General features: G+C 73.1%; 20 protein-coding genes. 8 read left to right on the plus strand and 12 right to left on the minus strand.

The features are described from left to right. Nucleotides 1-17 precede the first annotated feature (17 nt). Entirely contained in the window at nt 18-1,853 is a 1,836-nt protein-coding gene (locus Q1B24_RS01670; RefSeq protein WP_299922525.1) for an NAD(P)/FAD-dependent oxidoreductase, read from the minus strand. 104 nt (nt 1,854-1,957) lie between these two features. Between Q1B24_RS01670 and Q1B24_RS01675 the strand changes: the two genes are divergently transcribed. Both Q1B24_RS01675 and Q1B24_RS01680 read left to right on the plus strand, forming a co-directional pair. Further along, on the plus strand, nt 1,958-3,178 hold the full coding sequence (locus Q1B24_RS01675) for a GAF domain-containing protein (RefSeq protein ID WP_299922527.1): 1,221 nt from the start codon (nt 1,958-1,960) through the stop codon (nt 3,176-3,178). A gap of 147 nt (nt 3,179-3,325) precedes the next feature. After that, nucleotides 3,326-4,969, plus strand: a complete 1,644-nt coding sequence (locus Q1B24_RS01680) for a CHAP domain-containing protein (RefSeq protein ID WP_299922529.1) — start codon at nt 3,326-3,328, stop codon at nt 4,967-4,969. A 10-nt stretch (nt 4,970-4,979) separates the two neighbouring features. Here the strand turns inward: Q1B24_RS01680 and guaB are convergent, their stop codons facing one another. The 4 genes from guaB to groES all read right to left on the minus strand — a co-directional run bounded on the left by guaB (nt 4,980) and on the right by groES (nt 9,739). Next, a complete protein-coding gene (gene guaB, locus Q1B24_RS01685) occupies nt 4,980-6,482 on the minus strand; it encodes an IMP dehydrogenase (protein ID WP_299922531.1) in 1,503 nt (500 codons plus the stop codon). A gap of 242 nt (nt 6,483-6,724) precedes the next feature. Then, nucleotides 6,725-7,594 (minus strand): GNAT family N-acetyltransferase, encoded by an 870-nt coding sequence (locus Q1B24_RS01690; RefSeq protein ID WP_299922533.1) that lies wholly within the window; start codon nt 7,592-7,594, stop codon nt 6,725-6,727. A gap of 148 nt (nt 7,595-7,742) precedes the next feature. Beyond that, complete coding sequence (gene groL / locus Q1B24_RS01695; protein ID WP_299922535.1) at nt 7,743-9,365, minus strand: chaperonin GroEL; 1,623 nt, start codon at nt 9,363-9,365, stop codon at nt 7,743-7,745. Nucleotides 9,366-9,445: 80 nt separating this feature from the next. Beyond that, a complete protein-coding gene (gene groES / locus Q1B24_RS01700) occupies nt 9,446-9,739 on the minus strand; it encodes a co-chaperone GroES (RefSeq protein WP_056605525.1) in 294 nt (97 codons plus the stop codon). 189 nt (nt 9,740-9,928) lie between these two features. Between groES and Q1B24_RS01705 the strand changes: the two genes are divergently transcribed. Beyond that, on the plus strand, nt 9,929-11,119 hold the full coding sequence (locus Q1B24_RS01705; protein WP_299922541.1) for a class I SAM-dependent methyltransferase: 1,191 nt from the start codon (nt 9,929-9,931) through the stop codon (nt 11,117-11,119). A 13-nt stretch (nt 11,120-11,132) separates the two neighbouring features. Here the strand turns inward: Q1B24_RS01705 and Q1B24_RS01710 are convergent, their stop codons facing one another. Then, nucleotides 11,133-12,923, minus strand: coding sequence for a glycoside hydrolase family 3 N-terminal domain-containing protein (locus tag Q1B24_RS01710; protein ID WP_299922543.1), 1,791 nt, complete (start codon nt 12,921-12,923; stop codon nt 11,133-11,135). A gap of 250 nt (nt 12,924-13,173) precedes the next feature. Here Q1B24_RS01710 and Q1B24_RS01715 point away from each other — a divergent pair, with 250 nt between their 5' ends. Beyond that, nucleotides 13,174-14,568, plus strand: coding sequence for a nucleobase:cation symporter-2 family protein (locus Q1B24_RS01715; RefSeq protein ID WP_299922545.1), 1,395 nt, complete (start codon nt 13,174-13,176; stop codon nt 14,566-14,568). A gap of 85 nt (nt 14,569-14,653) precedes the next feature. Here Q1B24_RS01715 and Q1B24_RS01720 read toward each other — a convergent pair whose 3' ends face one another. Both Q1B24_RS01720 and Q1B24_RS01725 read right to left on the minus strand, forming a co-directional pair. Then, complete coding sequence (locus tag Q1B24_RS01720; protein ID WP_299922547.1) at nt 14,654-15,280, minus strand: MBL fold metallo-hydrolase; 627 nt, start codon at nt 15,278-15,280, stop codon at nt 14,654-14,656. Next, complete coding sequence (locus Q1B24_RS01725) at nt 15,277-16,395, minus strand: S-(hydroxymethyl)mycothiol dehydrogenase (RefSeq protein ID WP_299922549.1); 1,119 nt, start codon at nt 16,393-16,395, stop codon at nt 15,277-15,279. The genes Q1B24_RS01720 and Q1B24_RS01725 overlap by 4 nt, the downstream gene beginning before the upstream one ends. Nucleotides 16,396-16,530: 135 nt before the next feature. Between Q1B24_RS01725 and Q1B24_RS01730 the strand changes: the two genes are divergently transcribed. Next, nucleotides 16,531-17,088, plus strand: a complete 558-nt coding sequence (locus Q1B24_RS01730; RefSeq protein ID WP_299922551.1) for a SigE family RNA polymerase sigma factor — start codon at nt 16,531-16,533, stop codon at nt 17,086-17,088. Next, complete coding sequence (locus Q1B24_RS01735; RefSeq protein ID WP_299922554.1) at nt 17,085-18,323, plus strand: hypothetical protein; 1,239 nt, start codon at nt 17,085-17,087, stop codon at nt 18,321-18,323. The genes Q1B24_RS01730 and Q1B24_RS01735 overlap by 4 nt, the downstream gene beginning before the upstream one ends. A 6-nt stretch (nt 18,324-18,329) precedes the next feature. On the opposite strand, the gene Q1B24_RS01740 is transcribed toward Q1B24_RS01735, so the two are convergent. Then, complete coding sequence (locus tag Q1B24_RS01740; protein WP_299922556.1) at nt 18,330-18,989, minus strand: hypothetical protein; 660 nt, start codon at nt 18,987-18,989, stop codon at nt 18,330-18,332. Between the two features lie 119 nt (nt 18,990-19,108). Here Q1B24_RS01740 and Q1B24_RS01745 point away from each other — a divergent pair, with 119 nt between their 5' ends. Beyond that, nucleotides 19,109-19,555 carry a hypothetical protein gene (locus Q1B24_RS01745; RefSeq protein WP_299922558.1) on the plus strand — a complete coding sequence of 149 codons (447 nt, stop codon included), beginning with the start codon at nt 19,109-19,111 and terminating at the stop codon, nt 19,553-19,555. Further along, entirely contained in the window at nt 19,555-21,126 is a 1,572-nt protein-coding gene (locus tag Q1B24_RS01750) for a hypothetical protein (RefSeq protein WP_299922560.1), read from the plus strand. Before Q1B24_RS01745 ends, Q1B24_RS01750 begins: the two co-directional genes overlap by 1 nt. Nucleotides 21,127-21,199: 73 nt before the next feature. Here the strand turns inward: Q1B24_RS01750 and tsaD are convergent, their stop codons facing one another. From tsaD to tsaB, 3 genes are read right to left on the minus strand one after another with little or no spacing between them, the layout of a single operon-like run. Then, nucleotides 21,200-22,246 (minus strand): tRNA (adenosine(37)-N6)-threonylcarbamoyltransferase complex transferase subunit TsaD, encoded by a 1,047-nt coding sequence (tsaD, locus tag Q1B24_RS01755; RefSeq protein WP_299922562.1) that lies wholly within the window; start codon nt 22,244-22,246, stop codon nt 21,200-21,202. After that, entirely contained in the window at nt 22,239-22,694 is a 456-nt protein-coding gene (locus tag Q1B24_RS01760; protein ID WP_299922564.1) for a GNAT family N-acetyltransferase, read from the minus strand. Before Q1B24_RS01760 ends, tsaD begins: the two co-directional genes overlap by 8 nt. Then, nucleotides 22,691-23,329: a tRNA (adenosine(37)-N6)-threonylcarbamoyltransferase complex dimerization subunit type 1 TsaB gene (gene tsaB, locus Q1B24_RS01765; RefSeq protein WP_299922566.1), complete on the minus strand. Its 639-nt coding sequence runs from the start codon at nt 23,327-23,329 to the stop codon at nt 22,691-22,693. Before tsaB ends, Q1B24_RS01760 begins: the two co-directional genes overlap by 4 nt. Between the last annotated feature and the right edge of the window lie 10 nt (nt 23,330-23,339).

The raw sequence follows: 23,339 nt of genomic DNA on the forward strand, positions 1-23,339 counted from the left end.
CCTAGGTGACCCGGGTGCTACCCGATGTGGTGGACCTCCTGGAGCCCGTGGACGGGCGTCTCGATCCCCTCGTGGCGCGCCTTGAGCTGCAGCGCGAGGTAGAGGGAGTAGTGCCGCGACTGGTGGAGGTTGCCGCCGTGCATCCAGAGGTTGTCGACCTGCGTCGGCTTCCACATGTTGCGCTGCTCGCCCTCCCACGGGCCGGGGTCCTTGGTCGTCTCCGACCCGAGTCCCCAGCACTTGCCCAGCCGGTCCGCCGTCTCCTGGTCGACCAGGTCGGCCACCCAGCCGTTCATCGAGTTGTAGCCGGTGGCGAGGACGACCACGTCGGCAGGAAGCGTCGTCCCGTCCTCGAGCACGACCGCGTCCTCGGTGAGGTGGTCGACCTGGCCCTGCACGAGCTTCACGTCACCGTTGGCGACGAGCTCGGCGGCACCGACGTCGATGTAGTAGCCCGAGCCACGGCGCAGGTACTTCATGAACAGCCCCGAGCCGTCGTCGCCCCAGTCGTGGCGGAACCCGGACGCCTCGAGCCGCTCGTAGAAGTCCTTGTCCTTCTCGGCCATCGCCTCGTAGGCGGGGATCTGGAAGGTGTGCAGGATCCGGTACGGCAGCGACGCGAAGATGAGGTCGGCCTTCTCGGTCGTCACGCCCGCGGCCAGCGCGCGCTCGGAGTAGAGGTCGCCGAGCCCGAGCTCCATCAGGCTGTCGCTCTTGACGATGTGGGTGGACGAGCGCTGCACCATCGTCACGTCGGCGTCGTGCTCCCACAGCGCGCCGCAGATGTCGAAGGAGGAGTTGTTGCTCCCGATCACGACGGCCTTCATGCCGGCGTACGCGTCGGGGCCGGGGTGGGCGGACGAGTGGTGCACGTCGCCGCGGAAGACGTCCGTGCCGGGCAGGTCGGGGATGCGCGGCTTGCCGCTCATGCCGGTGGCGAAGACCAGCTGGGTCGGCCGGAGCGTGAGCGGCTTGCCCTCGCGCTCGACCTCGACCGTCCACTGCTGCGTCTCGTCCGACCAGCTCGCGCTCGTGGCGACGGTGCTCGACCAGTAGGGCACCTCCATGATCGACACGTAGGACTCGAGCCAGTCGCCGATCTTGTCCTTGGGCGCGAAGACCGGCCAGTTGTCGGGGAACTTCAGGTAGGGCAGGTGGTCGTACCAGACCGGGTCGTGCAGGCAGAGCGACTTGTAGCGGTTCCGCCACTGGTCGCCGGGACGCGGGTGCTTGTCGATGACCAGGCTGGGCACGCCCAGCTGGCGGAGGCGGGCGCCGAGCGCGATCCCGCCCTGGCCGCCGCCGACGACGAGGACGTACGGCTGCGTCGTGCTGCCGAGGCTCTCGGCCTCCGCCTGACGCCGCTCCTGCCACGTGACCCGGTCCTTGGTCGCGCCGTGGTGGGTGCCCATCGGTCGGTGGGTGCCGCGCGGCTCCTCGTGGCCCTTGAGCTCGTAGAGCGCCGTCAGCAGCGTCCACGCCCGGTCGTCGCCGTCCTCCTGGGTCAGGCGGAGCAGGCCGTTGCCCCGACCCACCGCGGTCTCGAAGCCGATCCACGCCGTCACGACGCCGTCGGCCTCGTCGGGAGGCTCGGTGGTCGCCATGCCCGACGGGGCGACCCGCGCCCCGACGTCGGTCACGAGCCCGGCCACCTGGTCGCGACCCTCGACGGTCTTGATGTTCCAGGTGAAGGCCACCAGGTCGCGCCAGTAGCAGTCGGTCGCGAACAGCCCGGCTGCCGCCTCTCCGTCACCGGCGGACACTGCGGCCTCGAAGCGGGCGAGCCACGCGTCGACGCGTGCCTGCGGGTCGCTCGAGCCGCTGGCGGTCTCGGGTTCCAGGGTCTGGGTCATCGTCTCTCCTTCGCCTACGCTGGTGTGACCGAGCACACACCTCGTCCGCCGGGTGGCGACAGGGTTGCGAGACGTTGCAACGGGCCCGGCCCGGAGGGACACCCATGACCGACCGCGAGCTGCACCGCAGCCGTGAGGCTGCGATGTCCGGTGGCGCGCACGGACCGCGGGCCCGTACCGAGATCGCGGCCTCGTGGCGACGCGTGGCCGCCACCGGCCTCGACCCGGGCGCGGGCGCCGAGATCCCGCCGCTCGTCGAGCTCGAGCTGGAGCGACGCCGTGCCGCGAGCGGCCTGGCCGACCTGGTGCCCCGCCTCGCCGAGTCGCTCGCACCTGTCGTCGACGCCGGGCAGCTGGTCGTCGTGGCCGACGCCGAGGGGCGGGTGCTGTGGCGCCTGGGCAGCAGCGCGGTGCGGCGGATGGCCGACGGCCTCGGGTTCGTCGGCGGCTCCGCGTGGACCGAGGCCAACGTCGGCACCAACGCGATCGGCACCGCCCTCGTCCTGGGCACCGCCGTCCACGTGCAGGGGCCCGAGCACTTCGTCGAGTCGCACACGCGGTGGGGCTGCGCCGCGGCGCCGCTCGTCGACCCGTGGACCGGTCGCACCCTCGGCGTGCTCGACGTCAGCGGCCCGAGCCGCGGCATGCACCCCGCCGAGCTCGCGCTCGTGCAGCTGGCGGCACAGATGACCTCGTCCGAGCTGGTCGCCCGGCACCGCGCCGACCTCGACCGGCTGCGGGCACGCGCGGCTCCCCTGCTGGCCGGGCTGAGCGGTGACGCCCTCGCCATCGACCACGCCGGGCACCTGGCTGCCGCGATCGGCAGCCGCAGCCCCGACCGGGTGGCGCTGCCCGACCGCCTCGTCGCCGGCCGGGTGTGGCTTCCCACGCTCGGACACGCCACCGCGGAGCCGCTCGACGGCGGCTGGCTGCTGCGCCTCGAGGGCGACGAGCGGGCCGAGCCGTCGACGTCGTCGCTGGTGCTCGAGCTCGACGGGGACCCCCGCCTGCGGGTCACCGGCTCCAGCGGCTCGTGGTCGCGCAGCCTGTCGCCGCGCCATGCCGAGATCCTGCTGTCGCTGCTGACCTCCGGCCCGGAGGGGCGGACGGCGACCCAGCTCTCCGAGGACCTGTTCGCCGATCCCGGCCGCACCGTCACCGTCCGCGCCGAGATGTCGCGGCTGCGCCGCCTCGCGGGGAGCCTCCTGCTCTCCGCGCCCTACCGCCTGGCGCACGGCCTGGCGACGGAGGTCCGCGGCGACCGGTCCTCGGCGATGCCACGCTCCTCCGCACCGGTCGTACGCCGGTGGCGCGCCGACGTGTGAGCGTTCGGCAACGGCTCGTGCACGGCTCGGCAAAGACGGTCACGCACCCCTGACGCCCTGCCTACCGTCGTGCAGGTGGGGAGACGAGGGAGCAGAAGGCTCGCGCGCGCTGTCGCGGCGACCTGCCTGGCCAGTGGGGTGCTGGGTGTGGGCACCACGGCAGCGCACGCGGCCGACGACTACCCGTGGGCCTGGCAGGGCCAGTGCCCGATCCTCCCGCAGGCGCCGATCGAGGAGCCCGCGCCGGCTCCCCCACCCGCACCCGAGCCCGGCCGGCAACCCGGACAACCAGGACAACCCGACCAGCTGGGCGAGTCACCGGCGCCCGTCATCGAGCCCCCGCCGCCCCCGCCGCCGGTCCTCGACCCGGTCTCCGGCCACCTCTACGACCCGCGCGGGCCGCGGCCGACGTGTGCCCGCAACGTCTGGTCGATCAACGGCTCGATCGGCGACCCGTGGGGCTTCGTGCTCCGCAACTGCACCAGCTTCGTCTCGTGGCGCCTGCACGAGCGCAACGGCCTCGCGGGCTTCGCCAACGACTACCGGGGCGAGCACTGGGGCAATGCCAACCGCTGGGACGACGTGGCGCGCCGGCTGGGCTACCGGGTGGACTCCGTGCCCGCCATCGGTGCCGTCGCGCAGACCGACGCGGGGCGCGTCGGCCACGTGGCGTGGGTGAGCGCGATCGGCCCCGGGACCGTGACGATCGAGGAGTACAACCTCGCCTCGCCCGGCGGCTACGGCACCCGCACGGTCCCGGTCGGTGAGTTCCGCTACCTGCACCTCGCCGACGTCGCTCCCTCGCCGCTGGTCGGCTCGGACCGGCCCGTCGTCGCGGTGTCCGACGACCGCGGCGGTTCGTGGACCGCGCGCGTCGACGACACCGGCACGCTGCTCGTGGCCGCCCCCGGCCGACCGGCCCGCGTCGCCGGCACCCGGGGGGCCTTCACGCCCGTGGTCGCGCCGGCGCTGAGCGTCGACCACCGCGGGCGGCCGTGGGTCGCCGCCACCGCACGTGACGGTCGGGTCCTGGTCGGTACGACGCGTCGCGGGCGCCTCGTCCTGCGCCCGGTCGGCACCTCGGCCCCGACGGCGAGCCCCGCGCTCGCCCCGTCACGCACCCACCGACCGGTGCTCGCGACGGTCTCGGCGGACGGCACGCTGGTGACCCGGCGCCTCACCCGCGAGGGTCGCTGGAGTCGTCCCGACCGCGTCGGACGGCCGGCGTCCTGGTCGACCCACACCGCGCCCGTGCTCGGCACGGACGCGACCGGCCGTACGTGGCTGGTCGCGGTCGGCGCACGGGGCGCGACCTTCACGCAGCCGCTCGAGCGCGGCCGCCTGCAGCGGCTGGCCGGACCGACGGCGTCGCCCACCTCGACGCCAGCGCTCACCACCGCCGGTGACGGCACCACGCGGCTGCACCAGGTCAGCGCGACGGGACGCCTCGTCGTACGCACGCTCACCGGTCGGCGGTGGACCCGGCCCACCGCGCTCGCCGGGCAGTGGTCGCCGTACGCCTCACCGGCCGTGGGCGAGGCCGGTGGCGGCCTGCACGTGGTGGCCACCGACCGCACCGGTGCCGTCGTGGTGCGGAGCGCGGTGCCCGGCCAGCCCTCGCGCCTGCCGGTGCGCGTGCGCGCCCCGCGTGACCTCACCCGCTCGCCCGCTCTGGTGATGCGTCGTGGGGCCGGCCTGTTCGTGGTGACGCGCTCCGGACCACGCCTGCTGGCCCGCCCGACGCCGGCCGTCGTCGACCCGCTGCCTGCGCGCAGCAGCTCCGCTCCCTGAGGAGCGCGGGTCAGCTGCCGCTGTAGTTGGGCGCCTCGACGGTCATCTGCACGCCGTGGGGGTGGCTCTCCTTGAGCGAGGCCGACGTGATCCGGACGAACCGGCCCTTGTCCTGCAGCTCGGGGATGGTGCGGGCGCCGACGTAGAACATCGACTGGTTGAGCCCGCCGACGAGCTGGTGGGCGACCGCGGACAGCGGCCCGCGGTAGGCGACCTGGCCCTCGATGCCCTCGGGCACGATCTTGTCGTCGCTGGCGACCTCGGCCTGGAAGTAGCGGTCCTTGGAGTAGGACTTCTTGCCGCGGCTGCTCATCGCCCCCAGCGAGCCCATGCCGCGGTAGGACTTGAACTGCTTGCCGTTGACGAACACGACGTCGCCGGGCGACTCCTCGCAGCCGGCGAGCATCGAGCCCACCATCACCGCGTCGGCTCCGGCGACGAGGGCCTTGGCGATCTCCCCGGAGTGCTTCATGCCGCCGTCGGCGATCAGCGGGACGCCGGCCGGCTTGGTGGCCAGCGACGCCTCGTAGACCGCGGTCACCTGCGGCACGCCCACGCCCGTGACGACGCGGGTGGTGCAGATCGAGCCGGGCCCCACGCCCACCTTGACCGCGTCGGCGCCCGCGTCGACGAAGGCCTGCGCGCCCTCGCGGGTCGCGACGTTGCCGCCGATGACCTGCACGTGCTTCGTCGCCGGGTCGGACTTGAGCCGGCGGACCATGTCGAGGAGGAGGTGGACGTGGCCGTGGGCTGTGTCGGCGACGAGCACGTCGACGCCGGCCTCGACCAGCGTCGTGGCGCGCTCCCAGGCGTCGCCGAAGTAGCCGATGGCGGCGCCGACCAGCAGCCGGCCGTCGGCGTCGTAGGACGCGTGCGGGAACTGCTCGCCCTTGACGAAGTCCTTGACGGTGATCAGGCCGCTGAGCCGGCCCTCGCCGTCGACGAGCGGCAGGCGCTCGCGCTTGTGGGCCCGCAACAGGGTGGTGGCCTCGTCGCGAGAGATCCCGACGTGCCCGGTGATCAGGCCGTCGCGGGTCATCACCTCGTCGACCTTGGTGGTGGCCCACTCCGCGACCGGGGTGAAGCGCAGGTCGCGGTTGGTGATGATGCCCAGCAGGTGGTCGTCGAGGTCGACGACCGGCAGGCCGGAGACTCGGTACTCACCGCACAGCCGGTCGAGCTCCTCCAGCGTCGCGTCGGGGCCGATGGTGACGGGGTTGGAGATGATCCCGGTCTGGGTGCGCTTGACCAGGTCGACCTGGCGGGCCTGGTCCTCGATGGAGAGGTTGCGGTGCAGGACGCCGATGCCGCCCTCGCGGGCCATGGCGATCGCCATCCGGGCCTCGGTCACGGTGTCCATGGCCGCGCTCACGAGCGGGACGCGGATCGAGATCTCACGGGTCAGGCGGGTGGTGGTGTCGATGTCGCTCGGGGCGAGGTCGGACTCCCCCGGCAGCAGCAGCACGTCGTCGTAGGTGAGGCCGAGCGCAGCGAACTTCTCCGGGATCTCCACGCGCCCATTCTACGATGCGGCGGCAGGGCGCCCGGCCCCGGTGACCCGGCTGGTCCCGGGGTGGTCGAGGATTGCCGGGACGCGCGTGCAACCTCCCGGCGGCGTCACTGCGTTCAGACGGACATGGAGCAGAACAGTGCGTGACGAGGGGGCGTTCGTGGAGTTCGCCGCGTCGTCGCGAGCCCACCTCCGGCGCACCGCCTACCCCACCTCGGCGAGATCATCCGCTGACCCCGGGAACCTCAGGCGCGTGCAAGCCTCCGCACCGGGATCCGCACGGTGAGGTCGTCGCTGCCCATCCGGATCCGTCCGCGCAGGCCCGTGCCGAGGACGAGCGGCAGCACGGCCGGATTGTCCGCTGCGGTCCGTACGACGATCTCCTCGGCCTCGGAGGTCCGCGCCGCCCGCGCGGTCTCCAGGAGCAGCCGCGACCCGATCCTGCGGCGCCGCCAGGCCGGGTCGACCGCCAGCTCGACGTGCCAGGCGCCCCCGTCGTCGACCGCCCAGGTGGCCTGGCCGACGACGACGCCCGCGACGACGGCGCGCACCTCGCCCTCGTGCACCTCGAGGACCGGCTCCTGGTCGGCCGACAGGTCCTGCGGCCCGGGCGCCGGGGTCGCCGCCGCGGCAGCGAGCACGTCCGCCACGAGCTCGGCGAGCGCCCTGCCGCGGGCGTGCTCCGCGGCCGTGAACGGCGCCGTACGCCGCAGCTGGACCACGACGTCGCCGATCTCGAGGTCCATGCCGTCCATCAGCGGTGAGAGCCCCGCGGCGTCCCGGTCGGCCTCGGCGTCGAAGAGCTGCGCCACGACGTCGGGGAAGGTGGCCGGCTCGGCGAGGATGCTGCGCGCCGCCAGGACATAGCGGGTCGGCTGGTCGGCCAGCGCGGCCTCGGTGCACGGGAGCACGCTCACGCGGGTGCCGCCCGACCGCTCGACGAGGTCGGCGAGGTCGGCGAGCTCCCAGTCGCCCGGCGTACGGAGCACGAGCTCGTCCGTCACCCGGTCCACGCCGGGGAAGACCTGGAGGCCCAGGATGTTCACGCCGGCCGCCCCGCAGGCGGTGGTCAGCTCGGCCAGGGCACCGGGACGGTCGTCCAGGGTCGTCCGCACTCTCCACAACATGTGCCGATGGTGCCCGGGCGATGTTTCGAACGGTGGTGCGAGGTGTGACGCGCGCGTCACATGGCGACGGCCCGCCCCGCCCCCGCCGAAGTGGCGGAGCGCGGAGCGGGCCGTACGGACCTGGTGGAGCGGCCGGTCAGTGGCCGTGGCCGTGACCGTGGCCGGCGGCGGCCGCCGGCTCCTCCTCCTCGGGCTTGTCCACGACGAGCGTCTCCGTCGTGAGCAGCATCGCGGCGATGGACGTCGCGTTGACGAGCGCCGAGCGGGTGACCTTGACAGGGTCGAGGACGCCCTGGGCGACCAGGTCGCCGTACTCCTCGGTGGCGGCGTTGTAGCCGTTGCCGACGCCGAGCTCGCGGACCTTGGAGGTCACGACATAGCCGTTGACGCCGCCGTTCTCGGCGATCCAGCGCAGCGGCTCGTCGGCGGCCTTGCGGACCACGCGGACACCGGCGGCCTCGTCACCGGTCAGGCCGAGGTTGTCCTCGAGCACCGACACGGCGTGGATGAGCGCGGAGCCACCGCCGGGGACGATGCCCTCCTCGATCGCGGCACGCGTCGCGGAGACGGCGTCCTCGATGCGGTGCTTCTTCTCCTTGAGCTCCACCTCGGTCGCGGCGCCGACCTTGATCACGCAGACACCGCCGGCGAGCTTGGCGAGGCGCTCCTGGAGCTTCTCGCGGTCCCAGTCGGAGTCGGTGTTCTCGATCTCGGCCTTGATCTGGTTGACGCGGCCGTCGACGGCCGTGCTGTCGCCGGCGCCGTCCACGATCGTGGTGTGGTCCTTGGTGATGACCACGCGGCGCGCCTGGCCCAGGACCTCGAGGCCCACCTGGTCGAGCTTGAGGCCGACCTCGGGGGCGACGACCTGACCACCGGTCAGGGTCGCGATGTCCTGCATCATCGCCTTGCGGCGGTCACCGAAGGCCGGGGCCTTGACGGCGGCGACGTTGAAGGTGCCACGGATCTTGTTGACCACGAGCGTCGAGAGCGCCTCGCCGTCGACGTCCTCGGCGAGGATGAAGAGCGGCTTGCCGGTCGCGATGACCTTCTCCAGGACCGGGAGGAGCTCCTGGATCGAGGAGATCTTGCCCTGGTGGAGAAGGATGTAGGGGTCGTCGAGGACGGCCTCCATCGACTCCGGGTCGCTGACGAAGTAGGCCGAGATGTAGCCCTTGTCGAACTGCATGCCCTCGGTGAACTCGAGCTCGGTGCCCATGGTGTTGGACTCCTCGACCGTGATCACGCCGTCCTTGCCGACCTTGTCGAAGGCCTCGGCGAGCAGGTCGCCGATGTGGCTGTCGCGGCTCGAGATCGTCGCGACGGACGCCATGTCCTCGCGGGACTCGACCTCGCGGGCCGCCTCGCGCAGGGCGTCGCCGACTGCCTCGGCCGCCGCGTCCATGCCGCGCTTGAGACCCATCGGGTTGGCACCGGCCGCGACGGCGCGCAGGCCCTCGTGGACCATGGCCTGCGCCAGGACGGTGGCGGTGGTGGTGCCGTCACCAGCGATGTCGTTGGTCTTGGTGGCCACCTCCTTGGTGAGCTGGGCACCGAGGTTCTCGAACGGGTCGTCGAGCTCGATCTCGCGAGCGACGGTCACTCCGTCGTTGGTGATGGTGGGGGCGCCCCACTTCTTGTCGAGGACGACGTAGCGGCCCTTGGGACCGAGCGTCACCTTGACGGCGTTGGCGAGGGCGTCGACGCCGCGCTCGAGGGCGCGGCGGGCGTTCTCGTCGAACTCCAGGATCTTGGGCATTGCTGTGCTCCTCTAGGGGTGTTCGGGGCCGAACGACACGGATCCCGGCTGGCGCGAGGCCAGCCGGGATGCCAGGTGCGTCAGGAGACGACGGCGAGGATGTCGCGGGCGGAGAGAATGAGGTACTCCTGGCCGGCGTACTTGACCTCGGTGCCGCCGTACTTGCTGTAGATGACCTTGTCGCCCACGGCGACGTCGAGCGGGACGCGGTTGCCGTTGTCGTCGATGCGACCGGGACCGATCGCCACGACCTCGCCCTCCTGGGGCTTCTCCTTGGCGGTGTCCGGGATGACCAGGCCGGAGGCGGTGGTCTGCTCGGCTTCGAGCGTCTGGACGACGATGCGGTCCTCGAGGGGCTTGATGTTGACCGACACTTCGGATCAACCTCCACTTTCTCGTACGAGAGATCTTCAGGACGTGGGCTCGTGATCCGGCGGCACGCCGTCGCGGGGGTCGTGCCAGGCTCACGAGCGCTGGCGCTCTCGGGGTGAGAGTGCCAGAGCAGACGCTAGCACTCTGCCCGATCGAGTGCTAGCGGGTGTCGCCGCTGACAGGATGGCGGCGTGGAGATCGAGACGCTGGACTGGCTGCGCACGGCCGAGGGCGCCCGCCTGCTCGCGGCCGCCGACCGGGCCTGGGCGGACCACCCGGGCGACCCGGTGCGGGTCGCGGGCGACGTACGCCGGGTCGAGCCCGACGCGGAGAAGGCCGCGGCCGCCACCACGCAGGCCCAGCTGCGGGCGAAGGCCGTGGTGAAGTTCGGCGAGGCCGCCCACCTGATGTTCTTCACCCCCGACGCGCTCGAGCAGGCGACGCGGGCGCGGGTCGCGGACCACCGGGCCGCCCGGCTCGCCGCCGCGATCCCCGGCGGCAGCGTCATCGACCTCGGCTGCGGGATCGGCGGCGATCTCGTCGCCTTCGCCCGGGCCGGGCTCGTCGCAGGCGGGGTCGACCTCGATCCCGTCCGCGCGGCGATGGCACGCGCGAACCTCGAGGTGCTGGGGCTCCCCGGCGCCGCGCAGGTGGGTGACGCGACGACCGTCGACCCGCGCGCGTTCGACGCCGCCTTCGCCGACCCGGCGCGTCGGGGCGGTCGGGGGCGGGTCTTCGACGTGGAGGGCTGGACGCCGCCGTGGCCGTGGGTGCTGGACCTGCTGGCCCGCCGGTCGCTGGTCAAGGTCGCCCCCGGCATCGGTCACGACCTGGTCCCGGTCGGCGTCGAGGCGGAGTGGGTCAGTGACGGCGGTGACGTCAAGGAGGCCGTGCTCTGGTCGCCCGACCTGGCGACCACCGACCGCCGCGCCACGGTGATCGGCGAGCACGGTCTCGCCACCCTCACCGACGAGGACTCCCCCGCCGACGGGGAGGCAGGGACCGAGGTCCGCAAGGTCGGGGCCTACCTCTACGAGCCCGACGGCGCCGTGATCCGCGCCGGCCTGGTCACGGCGGTCGCCGCCGGCGTGGGTGGCGGCCTGGTCGACCCCCACATCGCCTACGTCACCAGTGACGCCTCGTTCCGTACGCCGTTCGCGCGGGGATACCGCGTCGTCGAGCACCTGCCCTACCGCGAGAAGCAGCTCCGCGCGGCCCTGCACGAGCGCGGGATCGGCCGCCTGACGATCAAGAAGCGCGGGGTGCAGGTCGTCCCTGAGGAGCTCCGCAAGCGGCTGTCGCTGCGGGGGGACGACGAGGCGACGCTGGTGCTCACCCGGGTGTCGGGGCAGGGCACGGCCCTGCTCGTCCAGCCGTTCTGACCGGCGCCTCTCGTCAGCAGCCGGGGCGTGCGACGCCCGACACGGTCACGGGCAGTCGACCCGGCGCTGCGGCCTGTCCGGTCAGCACCTCGACCAGCACCTGCATCGCGGCGGGCGTGTCCCCGTAGGTGGCGATCCGGGTCGGAGCGGCCACCCGGCCCAGCACCCACGGGCTGTCGGTGGCCACGGCGACCTGACCGTCGACCGGCGCGTCCTTGAACCCGGTGAAACCGACCTGCGTGCCCGCAGCGAGCCGGGCCTCCTCGCCGGCGTTCCACGCGTCGAGGCGCCGTTCGCGGCGCGCCTCGGACCTCTCCCAGGCGCGCACGCGGCTCTGGTAGGCGCGCTTGCGCTCCTTCTTCCGCCGCTCGGGCCGCGGCTTCGCGTCGGTGAGGGTCGCCGGTGCTGCGCGGCGCGCCAGCACCGTGATCCCGGCCGCCTCGGCCGCGGGGGTGAAAGTCCCCACCGCGCCCGGGTCGCCGTAGGCGTGCACGACGTCGCCGACCAGCCGTCCCGAGCACGCTCCGTCGGTGACGGTCACGGCGGCTGCGGACAGCCGTCGCGAGGCGGCCGGCGCCGAACTGCGGGCCTTCCCTGGACCGGAGAGCTGGGTCAGCAGGGCGATCTGCCGCGCGGCCGCCTGCTCGAGGCGCCGCCGGGGCAGGTCGCCGCGGCGTACGGCGCGGACCAGCGCCGCCCGTGCGACGGCGGGCGACGGGGGCATGAGCAGGACGTCCGAACCGGCGCGCAGGGCCTGCACCGCCGTCCGCCCGGGGTCACGGCCGCGGGTGACGGCCGCCATCTCGAGCGAGTCGGTCACCACGAGTCCCTCGAAGCCGAGCTCGTCGCGCAGCAGGCCGGTGACGACCTTGCGCGACAGCGACGACGGCACCCGGGGGTCGATGGCGCGGACGTCGAGGTGGCCGACCATCACCGCCGGGAGCCCCGCCTCGACACCGCGGGCGAACGGGACGAGGTCGGACTCCTCGAGCTCTGCCCTCGTCCTGGTCTGCACGGGCAGGGTCAGGTGGCTGTCGGCCGGCACGGACCCGTGGCCCGGGAAGTGCTTGATCACGGGCAGCACGCCGGCCTGGGTGAAGCCGGTGGCCGCGGCGACGACGTGCTCGGCGACGACGCCGGGCCGCGACGAGGCTGACCGCGAGCCGATCGTCGGGTCGCCGGGGCCCGAGGTGACGTCGGCGTCGGGCGCGAAGTCGACCGTGAAGCCGAGCCCGCGCAGCTCGCCCGCCCCGGCGGCGTACGTCGCCCGCGTCAGCCCGGGGTCGTTCGCGGCGCCGGTGCTCATGAAGGTCGGGAAGCGGGTCGCCGCACCCCGCAACCGCTCGACCACTCCGCCCTCCTGGTCGACGCCGAGGAAGAGCGGCCACTTCCGGGGCACCTGACGGGTGAGGGTCCGGTTGACGGCCCTGACCTGGTCGGCCGAGGCGACGTTGGCGCTGAAGGCGATGACCCCGCCGAGGTGCAGGTCACGGACCATCCGCACCGGAGCCCGGGTGCCTTGCCAGTCGGCGACGATCACCTGTCCGGCGAGGTCCGGCAGCTCCATCCGCCTGACGATCCGCGCCGCGCGGTCCAGCTCGTCCCCGTCGGGCCCCCAGCCCTCCGCCAGCCCGAGCTCCTCCGACGGCGTCGGCGGGACGGTCGGCGTGCTGGTCGCCGCGGTGCTCTCGGCCGACCGCTCCTCGTCGCGTCCCGGGGCCTGGCCGTCGCACGCGACCAGGGAGGCGACCAGCACGAGGGAGGTTCCGAGGCTCGCCAGGTGGGAGGCCGGTCGCGAGCGCATCACGCCATGGTGGCACGGACGCCCGGCCCGCTCGTCGGGGAGACGCCCCCCGGGGCGATCGCGGAATCGGCAGGCGACCCACAGAAGATCCACCAGTGATCAACGCGCAACCCACAGGCGACCCACGGGCGACCGCTGATCGCGTCGGCAGACCTTCACACCTGGCAGGGCGGATCGTGTCAACTTGTTGCGTGGCCCGGGTCGGAGGGCTCTTGTGAGGATCTGCGGAACCCCCTGGGAGAGGAACACCATGACCTCCGACCGATCACCCCGCAACGAGCCGTCGACGCTGCCGGCCCACGTGAAGTACGACATCGACGAGATGCCCCCTGTCGGGGAGGCGATACTGCTGGCGCTCCAGCACGTGATGGTGATGATGGCGAGCAACGTCACCATCCCGATCATCCTGGCCACCGCCATCGGCGCGACGACCGGGGAGACCGTCTTCCTCGTCCAGGTCGCGCTGTTCGCCGCCGGTCTCACCACGCTGATCCAGACGATCGGCATCGGTCCGGTGGGCGCGCGGCTGCCGGTGGTGCAGGGCACGAGCTTCGGCTTCCTCGTGGTGTCGATCCCACTGGCACGGGACTACGGGCTCGCAGCGGTGCTCGGCGGCGCGCTCTTCGCCGGCTTCGTGAAGTTCGCACTGGGCTTCAGCCTGAGGTGGCTGCGCAACCTGTTCCCCCCCCTGGTCAGCGGCATCGTGGTGCTGGTCATCGGCATCGGCCTGCTGCCGACCGGCATGCTCCTCTTCGCTGGCGGCAACGGCGCGGAGGACTTCGGTTCCTGGGAGAACCTCGGCCTGGCCAGCCTCGTCCTCGTGGTGCTGCTGCTCGCCTACCGCTTCGGCCGCGGGATCATCGCCTCGGCCTCCGTGCTGGTCAGCCTGGTGGTCGGCTACCTCGTCGCGATCGCGCTCGGGAAGGTCGACTTCACCCCCGTGGCGGACGCGTCGTGGTTCGCCTTCCCGACCCCGCTCGAGTTCGGCATGGACTTCCCGGCGGCGGCCTTCATCGCCATGGGCGCGATGGCGATCGCGGTCTCGATCGAGACGATCGGCGACCTGTCGGCCATCACCAAGGCAGGCGCCGGACGCGAGGTGACCGACCGCGAGCTCGCCGGTGGCGTCATGGGCGACGGGGCGGCCACCAGCATCGCCGCCCTGTTCTCCGCGCTCCCCAACACCACCTTCGGGCAGAACGTGGGCCTGGTGGCCCTCACCGGCGTGATGAGCCGCCACGTCGTCTCCATCTGCGCCGGTTTCCTCATCGCCCTGGGCCTCGTGCCCAAGCTGGCCGCGGTCATCACCGTGATGCCCGCCGCGGTGCTGGGCGGCGCGGCGGTCGTCATGTTCGGCATGTTGCTCGGGGCCGGCATCCAGCTGCTCTCCGAGTGCCGCCTGGACCGTCACGACCTGATCGTGATCGCGGCGTCCATCGGCGTGGGCCAGGGCTTCGCGGCCGTTCCCGCCGCGGCCGAGGTCATGCCCGAGTCGCTCCGGGTGCTGATGATCTCGGGCATCCTGCCTGCCGCGCTCATCGCGGTCGTGCTCAACCTCGCCCGTCCCGCACCCGAGGTCGGGGCCGCGTTCGTCGACGTGGACACCGCCCTTCCCGAGACCGTGCGCCGGCCCGACCGGCAGTAGTCACCCGGCAGCAGACAGCGGCTGAGCCGCCCGGCCCGTACGACGCCAGGCGGCTCAGCCGGGCATCACTCCGGCCTCGGGCGGCTCAGCCCGAGAGGCCCTCGCGCTCGGCGCCGATGGTGGTGTCGGGGCCGTGCCCGGTGTGCACGACGGTCTCGTCGGGCAGCTCGAGCAGGCGACGACGGATGGAGTCCACGATGACGTCGGAGTCGGAGTAGGAGCGTCCCGTCGCGCCCGGCCCACCCTGGAACAGGGTGTCACCGGTGAAGACGCAGCCGAGGTCGTGGACGTAGAGGCACACCGCACCCGGCGCGTGGCCCGGGGTGTGGATCACCGTCACGGCCGCACCACCGATGGTGAGCGTCTGGCCGTCGGACAGGTCGACGTCCCACAGCTCGGCGCCCTCCTCGTCGCCACCGTGGGTCAGCTCCCACAGCGGCCGGTCGTCGGGGTGCAGCAGGATCGGCGCACCCGTACGACGACGCAGCTCGGGCGCCACCCGTACGTGGTCGTCGTGCGCGTGCGTGCACACGATCGCCTTCACCGTCCGGCCCGCGACGACCGCCAGGATCGCGTCGACGTCGTGGGGGGCGTCGACGACCAGGCACTGCTCGTCGTCGCCGATCACCCACACGTTGTTGTCGACCTCGTGGGTCTCCCCGTCCAGGGAGAAGGTCCCCGAGACGACGGCGTGGTCCACGCGGGCGGTCACAGGACCACGACCGAGCGCAGCACGTCCCCGTGGTGCATCTTCTCGAACGCGGCCTCGACGTCGCCGATGCCGATCTCCTCGGTGACGAAGGCGTCGAGGTCCAGCCGGCCCTGCTGGTAGAGGTCGACCAGCATCGGGAAGTCGCGCGAGGGCAGGCAGTCGCCGTACCAGCTCGACTTGAGCGACCCACCGCGACCGAACACGTCGATGAGCGGGATGTCGGGCATCTTCATGTCGGGCGTGGGCACCCCCACCAGGACGACGGTCCCGGCCAGGTCACGCGCGTAGAACGCCTGCTTCCACGTCTCCGGGCGACCGACCGCGTCGATCACCACGTCCGCGCCACCCTCGTGACCCGTCCCGTCCGGCGGCGGCGTCAGCGACCGGATCGCCTCGACCGCGTCGACCTTCTTCGAGTTCACCGTGTGGGTGGCACCGAGCGTGCAGGCCTGCTCGAGCTTCCGGTCGTCGATGTCGACGGCGATGATCTTCGAGGCTCCCGCCAGCGCGGCGCCGGCGATCGCTGCGGCACCGACGCCGCCGCATCCGATCACGGCGACCGTCGAGCCACGCCCGACGTTGCCGGTGTTGATCGCCGCACCCAGACCGGCCATCACGCCGCAGCCGAGGAGACCCACCGCCGCGGCCCGGGCCGACGGGTCGACCTTCGTGCACTGGCCGGCGGCGACCAGCGTCTTCTCCGCGAAGGCACCGATGCCCAGCGCCGGCGACAGCTCGGTGCCGGCCAGGTCGCCCTCCGCGAGCGTCATCTTCTGGGTGGCGTTGTGGGTCGCGAAGCAGTACCACGGCTCGCCCCGGTCGCAGGCCCGGCAGTTGCCGCACACGGCGCGCCAGTTCAGCACCACGAAGTCGCCGGGAGCCACCGACGTCACGTCGGGGCCGACCGACTCGACCACGCCCGCGGCCTCGTGGCCGAGCAGGAACGGGAAGTCGTCGTTGATGCCGCCCTCCCGGTAGTGGAGGTCGGTGTGGCACACCCCGCAGGCCTGGATCTTGACCACCGCCTCGCCCGGGCCGGGATCGGGGACGTTGATCGTGGTGAGCTGCACCGGCTCGCCCTTCGCGAGCGCGACGACGGCCTGGACCTGCTGCATGTGGGTGCCTCCTGTGGGTCGGGTCGACGAGAGCCTTGCAACGTCGACCAAACAGATGCAACCACCTCCCGGTCGGTCGCGTCCTCATCCCGACACGCCACGCACGACGGCACGAGGACCACGGGGAGGTGCAGGGTGACCACGACACTCGTGGACATGGGTTCGCAGGGTGCGGGATCCGCCAAGGACGCCGCCTTCTCGGCGTACATGTCGGCGCGCCAGCCGGCGCTCTACCGGACGGCGTACCTCCTGGCCGGCGACCACGCCGCAGCCGAGGACCTGCTCCAGACGGCCTTCGCCAAGCTCTACCTCTCCTGGGACCGGATCCGCGACCGCGAGGCGCTCGACGGCTACGTCCGTCGGATCATGGTCAACGAGAACAACTCGCTGTGGCGGCGGGCGTGGAAGCGGCGCGAGCACGCGACCGACACGATGCCCGAGACCGGGGCGCTCGACACGTACGACGACGGGATGGGCGGCGAGCTGTGGTCGTTCGTCCAGACCCTGCCGCCCAAGCAGCGCTCGGTCGTGGTGCTGCGCTACTACGAGCAGCTGAGCGAGGCCGAGATCGCCGACGTGCTCGGGATCTCCGTCGGCACCGTCAAGTCCCAGGCCAGCCGCGCGCTGGCCGCGCTGCGGGCCCGTGCGCCGCAGTCCCTCCACCCCCACCAGCCCGGAGACGATGCACGATGAGCCGAACTCCTCTCGAGGACCAGGTGCACGACGCGCTCCACCGCACCGCCGCACCCCTGCAGCGCGCCCCCTTCACCGTCACCGACGTCCGGACCCGCGCCCGCCGCATCCAGCGCCGACGCACCGCCGTCGCCGGAGCCGCCGTCGCCGCCGTCCTCGCGATCGCGATCCCGGTCGGCGCGAGCATGGTCGGGCCCACTCCTCGCAGCGACGTCCCGCCCGCGACGCAGCCGCCGGCGCCCCGGATCACCGGGACGGTGCGCATCGACCCGCTCAGCGCACCGACGGGTCCCGACGTCGCCGTGCCCCTCATCAACGTCGACGACCCGAGCCTGGTCGTCGACGGCGAGACCATCGACCTGCCGCGGCGCTACGACCAGCTGACGCCGTACGTCGAGGGCTGGATCGGCACCGCCCCCACCGACGACGGCGGCGGGCGCTCCGTGCAGGTCCTCGACCCCGACTTCCGGGTCCTCGACGCGGTCGCGCCGGCCAGCCCCATGGTCGTGTCGGCCGACGGCTCCCGCATCGCCTGGGCGAACCATGACGGGGTGCGCTGGACGCTCGTCGACCGGGACCGCGACGGGGACCGCGCGGAACGAACGACCTCCCTCGCACCCGGCCCCGCGGACGCCCGGGTCCGACCCGTCGGCTTCCTGCCCGGCGAGGCGCTCCTCGTGGCCACGACCGATCCCGCCACAGGTCAGGAGTCGGCGCTCGTCGTCACCGCCGACGGCAGCACCTCGCCGCTCCCCGCCGCCCTGCGGGTGGGCTCGTCGTCCGAGGTCACCGGCCTCTACTCCGTCCAGACGGAGTTCACCGGAGACGGCTCCTGCTGGGAGGTCCGCGACGCCGGCGCAGACGGCGCCGAAGTCTGGCGGACGTGCGACTACTCGCTCCTGGGCTTCAGCCCCGACGGCCGGCACCTGCTCGGCTTCACCGACTACCTGACGGCGGAGGGCTCCCCCACGCTGGCGGTCCTCGACGCCGCGACCGGCGAACGGGTGGTCGACTTCGAGGTGGTCGGCGCCCGCACGGGGGTCGTCGCCATCAACCCCGAGGTCGCGTGGGAGGACGACAGCACGGTCGTGGCCACGCTGGTGACCGGCGAGCGGCAGTACGTCGTACGCCTCGGGCTCGACGGCACGGTCGAGCGGGTCGGCGGCGAGGCGGTCGACCTCCGTCCGGGTCAGGTCGCGCTCAAGCTCGCCGCCCCCGGCGTCACCTCGGGCTGAGGAGTCTCACAAGCGCATCCGCGGGCTGGAGTAGCTCGCGACGACTGACTGGAGCAGCTCCTGCTGCACCTCGTCCGGCACCTTGGGGTCGAAGTTCAGCTGGACCTTCGTGACGCGGTTGTCCTCCCAGAGCGTGACGGCGTGCATGTCATAGAACTTGTCCCTCGCCGTGTAGTAGCCGGAGGTGAGACCGCCCATGAGGACGTCGTCCTGCTTCTCGTAGTTCGGCGGCTTCTGCCCGCGCTTCCAGAAGTACCTCTCGGCCTGCTTGGGCGTCAGCACGTCGCCACCCGTCGGGGACACGCTGAGCAGCGCGCCCCCGCTCTTCCCGTCCACGCGCCCGAGGGCGGTGTCGACGACCACGGAGTCGAAGGTCTGCTGCCATCCCTTGGGCACGTTGACCCGGATGTCGTCGACCTCGAGCCGCGGCCCGGACGCAGGCTCGACCGTCTCGGCCTCGGGGACGAGCAGCGGCTCGGTCGGGCTCGGGGTCAGGGTGTCCGTGGGGTCGTCGGTCGGGGACGTCGACGACGTCTCGGTCCCGGACGGGTCGGTCCCGCCGTCGTCGCTCCCGCACGCGCCCAACGCCAGCACCGTCATGATCAGGACCGCCACCGCCGCGGTTCCGCGTCCACCCATCGTCGTACCCCCGAGTCGTCGTCGCACGGCCCAGACGGTAGCGGACCGCACCTGTTTCCCCGCTTTTCGTCGGGGGGCGAGGGCGTCTGTGAAAATGCCTCCGACAACGACGTTTCACCGCCGGGCACGGCGGGAATGGGGGACGCATGCTGACCGCTGCAGACGTAGGACTCGTGACCGACGTGATGAAGGGCATCAACGCGCCCGAGAGCCTCATCCAGAGGATCACCGCGCTGCTCACCAGCAACTCCGACGGACTCGTCGGCACGGAGGTCATGCCGGTCGGGACCGGTCACTTCGGCGGCTCCACCACCGGTCACCGACTGGGCGTCAACGCCCAGATGGCGCACCAGGAGGCCGTGGACGAGTTCCAGAAGCTCGCCGACTCCCTGCGCACCTACAGCGACGCCATCAAGCTCTGGGCCGACGAGGTCCGTGACGTCGACGGCAGCACCAACGCCGAGATGACGATGCGTGCGGCCGCGCTCGCCCAGGTCACCGACCACATCGGCCAGGCGCGCGACCAGTCCTCGAGCACCACCATGGGTGACGGCCAGTACACCGAGCCCCCGGCCGCTGGGGACGGTGCCTGATGACCGACGGAGTCGAGCGCGCACGGCTGCGCACCTACCTCACCGGCGCCCAGCACGAGACGACCGACATGGCCGGGGACAACTGGAGGCAGTGCGGCTACCTCCTCGCCGAGACCGCCGCGGCGCTGCGCAAGGGAGCCTCCCAGATCCGCGACGGTGAGGGTGAGGGCCAGGACGGCGGGCTGTCGGGGATGATGGCCGACACCCTGCTGGCGGCCTTCGAGGCGTCCTCCACGAGCATGGAGGACAAGGGCACCCGTCTCGTCGGCGGTGGTGACGCCCTCAAGGACACGGCTCGCGTGATGAGCAACGCCAAGACCGCCGAGGCGGGCATGGCCGACCTCCAGCAGCCGCCGGCCTACACGGCGCCGACCCCGATGCCGGGCGTCCAGCCCACGCCGCAGGAGATCCAGGCCGAGGCCAACAAGCGGCAGGCAGCCAATCAGGAGATGGCGGCCTACAACACCGCCCGCGCGCAGCAGGAGGCCGCGGCCGCGCAGTGGACGCAGAAGCTCGACGCCGTCTTCCTCGGCTCGATCCCGCCGATGCAGGCGATCCACGGCCAGCCCGACCCGACCGAGCCGCCCCCGTCCGTGCCGAGCAGCCCGACCGGCCCGTCGCTGCCGACGACGCCCTCCACGCCGGGCACGCCCAGCACCCCCGTCTCGACGCCTCCGAAGGATCCGACGGTGGGCAGGGAGCCTCAGTTCGACCTGGGCAGGGACCCGCAGTTCGACCTGGACAGGGATCCGGACCGGGACCCCGGGAGGCCCGAGAGGCCCGAGAGGCCCGACCCGATCGACCCGGAGAGGCCCGACCCGATCGACCCGCAGCCTCCCCGCAACCCGATCACCACGCCCATCCACCCGACGCACCCGACCGACGTCCAGGGCCCCACCAGCACGGTGACGGGCTCGTCGCAGAGCGGTGTGACCTACACCCCCTCCGCGGGGCAGGCTCCCGGTGCGGTGTCGACGGGCGGCGCGGCCGGCGGCGTGAACGCTGCGGCGATGGGCGCCGCAGGTGCCGCCGGCGGTGCCAGCGGCATGGCGGGCGGCATCCGTGCCGGCTCCGCTCCCGCTCCGACCGGCGGCTCTCCTGCCCGTCCGATCGGCGCGACCGGGCGCAGCGGCAGCGCGGGTGCGCTCTCGCGTCCCGCCGGTTCCGCGGGCTCGCCCGCAGCGCGTGGCGCGTCGGCGGGCTCCCCCGCCTCTGCCCGTGGCGCGGGCTCGGCCGCAGCGCGTGGCGCGTCGGCGGGCTCCCCCGCCTCTGCCCGTGGCGCGGGCTCGGCCTCGGCGCGCGGCGCCGGTGCAGCAGGTGCCCGTGGCGCCGGCTCGGCAGGTGCGCGCGGTGCCGGTTCGGCCGGCGGCCGTGGTGCCGGGTCGGCCGGTGGTCGCGGCGCGGCCCAGGGCTCCGGCCGCGGATCGAGCGGTGCCCGTGGCGGTGCCGGCGGGGCCTCGGGTCGCGGCGGCCGCAAGGGTGAGCGTGACCAGACGACCGACCGCGACAGCCTCGTCTACGAGCAGGACTGGCTCAGTGACGACGACGTCGCCCCCGGAGTCCTCGACTGAGCGTCGTCTCGTTCGAGCGTGCGTGATGCAGGCCCCCGCTCTCGGGCGGGGGCCTTCGTCATCTCCGAGGCCGTCAGGCGACGACGGTCGTGATCGGCTGGGACGAGTCGGCCGGCAGGTCGAGCAGGGACGGCGTACGACCCCGGGCGACGAGCTCGGCGCCGAGGGCGGCGACCATGGCGCCGTTGTCGGTGCACAGGCCCGGCCGCGGGACGCGCACCCGGATGCCCTGCGCCGAGGCCCGCTCCTCGGCCATCGCGCGCAGCCGGCTGTTGGCGGCCACGCCGCCGCCGATGAGGATGTCCTCGATGCCGCGGCTGGTGGCTGCGTCGATCGCCTTGCGGGTCAGCACGTCGCAGACCGCCTCCTGGAAGGACGCGGCGACGTCGGCGACGTCGATGGAGACGCCCTCACGCTGCTGCGTCTCGACCCAGCGGGCGACGGCGGTCTTGAGACCGGAGAACGAGAAGTCGAAGCGGTGCCGCTCGAGGTCGCGGCGGCTGGTGAGACCACGCGGGAAGTCGATGGCGACGCTGTTGCCGCTGCGCGCCTGCTTGTCGATGTGGGGTCCGCCGGGGAACGGCAGGCCGAGCAGCCGGGCGACCTTGTCGAAGGCCTCCCCCGCCGCGTCGTCGATGGTCGAGCCCATGGGCTCGACGCCGACCGTGACGTCGGTGACCTCCAGCAGGCTCGAGTGGCCGCCGGAGACGAGCATGGCCAGGCACGGCTCGGGCAACGGGCCGTGCTCGAGCTGGTCGACCGCGACGTGGGCGGCGAGGTGGTTCACGCCGTAGATCGGCTTGCCCAGGCCGAGCGCCAGGGCCTTGGCGCTGGCCACGCCCACCAGCAGCGCGCCGGCCAGGCCGGGACCGCTGGTGACGGCGACGGCGTCGATGTCGCTCAGGGCGATGCCGGCCGTCTCCGCGGCACGCTCGATCGTCGGGACCATCGCCTCGAGGTGGGCGCGGCTGGCGACCTCGGGCACCACGCCGCCGAAGCGGGCGTGCTCCTCGACGCTGCTCGCGACCGTGTCGGCCAGGAGGGTGTGGCCGCGGACGATGCCGACCCCCGTCTCGTCGCAGGAGGTCTCGATCCCGAGGACCAGCGGCTCGTCAGTCATGGGCCGTCGCCGTGTGCTCGCGGGCGGCGCCCGGCAGCCAGCGGCACATCACCAGCGCCTCCGACCCGTCGCGGTAGTAGTGCGGGCGCACGTCGATGACGCTGAACTGCCGCGCCACGTAGAACCCGAGCGCGGAGGAGTTCGTCACGCTCACCTCCAGCAGCATCCGCGAGGCGCCCTCGGTGTCGACGAGCAGCTCGTCGAGCAGGCGCGAGGCGATGCCCGTGCGGCGCGCGTCGGGACGTACGCCGATGCGGAGCAGGTCGACGATGTCGCCCGCGGTCATGGTGACGGCATAGCCGGAGAGGTCGTCGGCGACGACGAAGCGACGCCCGAGTCCCTCGATCTCCTGGCGGATCAGCGCCTCGTTCCACGCGTCGGGGCCGAAGAGCTCCTGCTCGAGGGCGCTCAGGGCGGGGAGGTCGGCGAGCGTGGCGGGACGGATCAAGACACGGTCTTTCTGGGTGCGCCGGCGACCGCGTCGGGGCGCCGCAGGTAGAGGGGCTCGGGGTCCAGCAATTCTACGAGCTCGGCCGCGACGCCCGCAGCCAACCAGCCCGCGCCCGGGCGCACGGGGGCGATCGCGTGCGGGAACGCCTCGGGGTAGAGCTCGGGCCCGGCGCCGGCCACGGGCGCGTCGGTCGCGACCTCGGCCGGACGCGTGACGACCGGGCCCTCGAGCCGTCGGCCGTCGGCGTCGTAGGAGGCCAGGTAGACCTCCTTGCGCCGGGCGTCGGTGGCGACGAGGAAGCTGCCGGGGGTCGTGCGCCTGCTGACGACCTCGAGGGCGACGGCGTCGAGGGAGCAGACCCCGTAGACGGGGATGTCGAGCACGAACCCGAGGGTGCGGGCCGTCACCACGCCGACCCGGAGTCCGGTGAACGGCCCCGGGCCGACCCCGACGGCGACGGCCGTGAGGTCCTGTCGTACGACGCCCGCCTCCTCCATGGCGCGGGCGATGAGCGGCGCGAGGTGTTCGCCGTGCTTCATCGGCTGCTCGGACGAGTGCTCGACGACCACCCGCTCGCCGTCGTGGAGGGCGACGGAGACCAGCGGGGTCGCGGTGTCGAAGGCGAGGAGCACGGCGTCGAGG

This window comes from uncultured Nocardioides sp. (genome assembly GCF_947488025.1).
Classification (GTDB): Bacteria; Actinomycetota; Actinomycetes; order Propionibacteriales; family Nocardioidaceae; genus Nocardioides.